The organism is Pedobacter sp. 01N416 (genome assembly GCF_056399685.1).
The window spans coordinates 1-2,574 of sequence record NZ_JBFTRT010000660.1 but is presented as its reverse complement, the minus strand read 5'-3'; the positions used below and the strand labels follow the sequence as shown (position 1 = coordinate 2,574).

Below are 2,574 nucleotides of genomic sequence, written 5' to 3'. Positions count from 1 at the left end.
CATTTACGAATGTTTGGGCCTACATGCCGAACAACAGCAAAATTTTGCAGAGGCGGCAAATTATTTCAAAAAAGCAGAACTGTTTAATGCTGTTCAGGATGAGCAAAGCACTTTACAGGAGCACCAAAACCGTATTAAAAGCAAAATGAACAGCACAAAAGCAATGATTTACGATTTACAAGGATAAAAGGCATTGCCTTTTATCCTTTTTTACTGGCCGATTAATCTTATAATACAATTCACCGAATTGCCCTTGTTATTTTAATTTTGTTACTATCTTTACCGCACAATTACAAAGCATAAATCTTTAAATCAAAATATTCGATATGTCAGCTCACGATTCACACGCACCGGTTCAGCAAACAAAAGGCATTTGGGCTTTACCATTAACGGCATGGATTCTGGTTTTATTATTGGTTGTTTATTTCACCAGACCAATCTTTAACCACGAAGAAGCACCTGCTCATCATGAAAAAACTGAAGCAGCACACGAAAAACCAGAAGCACACCACTAGGATTTTCCAGTTATAAAAGCATAAAAAAAAGCGTTTGGATTTAAAATCTGAACGCTTTTTTTATGCCCGTCTATTTTCTTGCTATTTAAGTTACATCTACTGTTTGGTGTCACACCAAACAGCTTGTCCCTATGTTCATTTCGGTCGGTGAGACACCAACCGATAGGTTAAAGCATAAAAAAGCGTACCCATTACATTAGGATGCTTTTTTATGCCGCTGATATTAATTATTTGAGCTGGCCCATAATGTTTGGAAAATCGGTAATGATGCCGTCTACCCCAAGGCTCATAAAATAATTCACTTCCTTTACCGTATTCACCGTCCAAGGGATAATTTTAATACCCATTTCGTGGCAGCGGTCTACCAAACCCTTACCGACCAAAACCGAGTAAGGGCTATAAATAGTCGGTTTAAAACCTAATTTCTCAATATAATCTTCAAAAGGTTCCTTTTCATCAATCAATAATGAGGTTTGTATTTTTGGATATTTCTCGTGCAGGTATTGCAACGTACGCATATCAAATGATTCGATAATGACTCTTTTGGCGAGTTTTTTCGAATTAATTACATCCATAATGAGTTCTACAAATTCTGCAGGTTCCGGATGAAATTCGTTATCGCCCTTTTTAATCGTTTTCGTTTCGATGCTATATACAGGTTTGGCGAGCTTGTGTGCTTTAACATAAGCCTCAACCGCGTCTATTGTTTCAGAAAGCAGCGGTTTGTAAGCTTTAAACTTCATCTGCCCAGGAAAGCGGTTATGGACTTTGCTGCCTACATCAAACTTTTTAATTTCCTCATAATCCATCTTGTAGATGTTATAATTCTTTTGGTCTTTCAGCGTAATCGGCTTTCCGTTGGGCAGCAAAGAAATCTCGTTATTGAAATAGGGTTCTTGCGAAAGCACCACTTGTTTATCTTTCGAAATCACGGCATCCATTTCTAAGGTAGTAACGCCTAAATCGATCGCTTTTAACATTCCCTCAATGGTATTTTCGGGCATGATACCGCGTGCACCGGCTTTTCCCTGTACATCGAATTTCTTCTTTTGGGCAGAAACGTTTAAGAAAAGTAAAATGAGCGTGGAGAGTAAAAGTAATTTTTTATGCATGAATTTTAAACGTAAAATGGATAGTTTTATTTGTGCGTTGACAACTTTAATAACCAACTTGAAAAGGAAAGTTGTCAAAGTTCTACCGCAGTATAAGCATTGAGCCAACCTAACTGCAGGTAAAGACAAAATTATAGAAATAAAAAAAGGGCTTCTTTTTATGGAGAGCCCTCTTTAATTCRCATTTGTTATTTATCTTTCTGCTGGTACAAAGGCCTGTACAATTAAGTTCCAGCTTGCATCAGCTCCCTTTTCATAAACGAAAACATAATTAAAACTTTCGCGTAAATCGGCCTTGTAATCAATAGTAGCCACACCATAGGTATAAGCCAAATCGCTACCGATTGCTTTATCTACACCTGTTGTTTTTAAGTTAATTTTGCTGATCATTCCGTTATAGAATGCAATAATTTTTCCTTTTCCGTCAATGGCTTCGTTACCTGGGAAAAGCAAACGTGCATCGCTGGTTAAAAAACCTCCAAATGCCGCAATTCCATGCGTTTTTAACAAAGTATTTAAAGTTTTCTCGGTGGTTAAGATAATTTCTTTCCCAGCCTTAATTTCTTTTTCGTTTAAGAACTTTGGTGCAACATGATCTTTAGGTTCAATAAACTGTGGCGTAACCTTGGCCAAAGGTTTATTGCTTTCCGTTCCTAAATCAATAGCCAATTTCCATCTGCCATTTTCTGGTTTCCAGATCGATAAGTATTGACCGTATTTTTTCTCTGAAGTACCAACTTCATATGGCCCTGTAGTAAAACCTAAATCGCCACTGCGTGATACTTTCGCCAGGTTTGGAGTCCAGGTCACATCGTTTTCAGCATTCGCTTTACCCGCATAAAAAGTTTTGGCATTAACCGGATTTGGTCTGAACACTAAAGTGCTCGTTGATGAATTTTTGGCATTAACCGGATTTGGTCTGAACACTAAAGTGCTCGTTGATGAAT

At 37.6% G+C, this 2,574-nt stretch carries 4 protein-coding genes; 2 read left to right on the top strand and 2 right to left on the bottom strand.

What is annotated here, in order from left to right:
* Together AC1DND_RS25475 and AC1DND_RS25470 are read left to right on the top strand one after the other, a co-directional pair.
* A partial coding sequence (locus tag AC1DND_RS25475; RefSeq protein WP_477585335.1) for a hypothetical protein occupies positions 1-187 on the top strand: 187 nt, incomplete at its 5' end.
* 139 nt (positions 188-326) lie between these two features.
* Positions 327-515 carry a hypothetical protein gene (locus tag AC1DND_RS25470; protein ID WP_029280597.1) on the top strand — a complete coding sequence of 63 codons (189 nt, stop codon included), beginning with the start codon at positions 327-329 and terminating at the stop codon, positions 513-515.
* Positions 516-742: 227 nt separating this feature from the next.
* Here AC1DND_RS25470 and AC1DND_RS25465 read toward each other — a convergent pair whose 3' ends face one another.
* Positions 743-1,627 carry a glycerophosphodiester phosphodiesterase family protein gene (locus AC1DND_RS25465; RefSeq protein ID WP_477585333.1) on the bottom strand — a complete coding sequence of 295 codons (885 nt, stop codon included), beginning with the start codon at positions 1,625-1,627 and terminating at the stop codon, positions 743-745.
* Positions 1,628-1,819: 192 nt separating this feature from the next.
* Positions 1,820-2,574: DUF4440 domain-containing protein (locus AC1DND_RS25460; RefSeq protein WP_477585331.1), on the bottom strand; the 755-nt coding region annotated here is incomplete at its 5' end.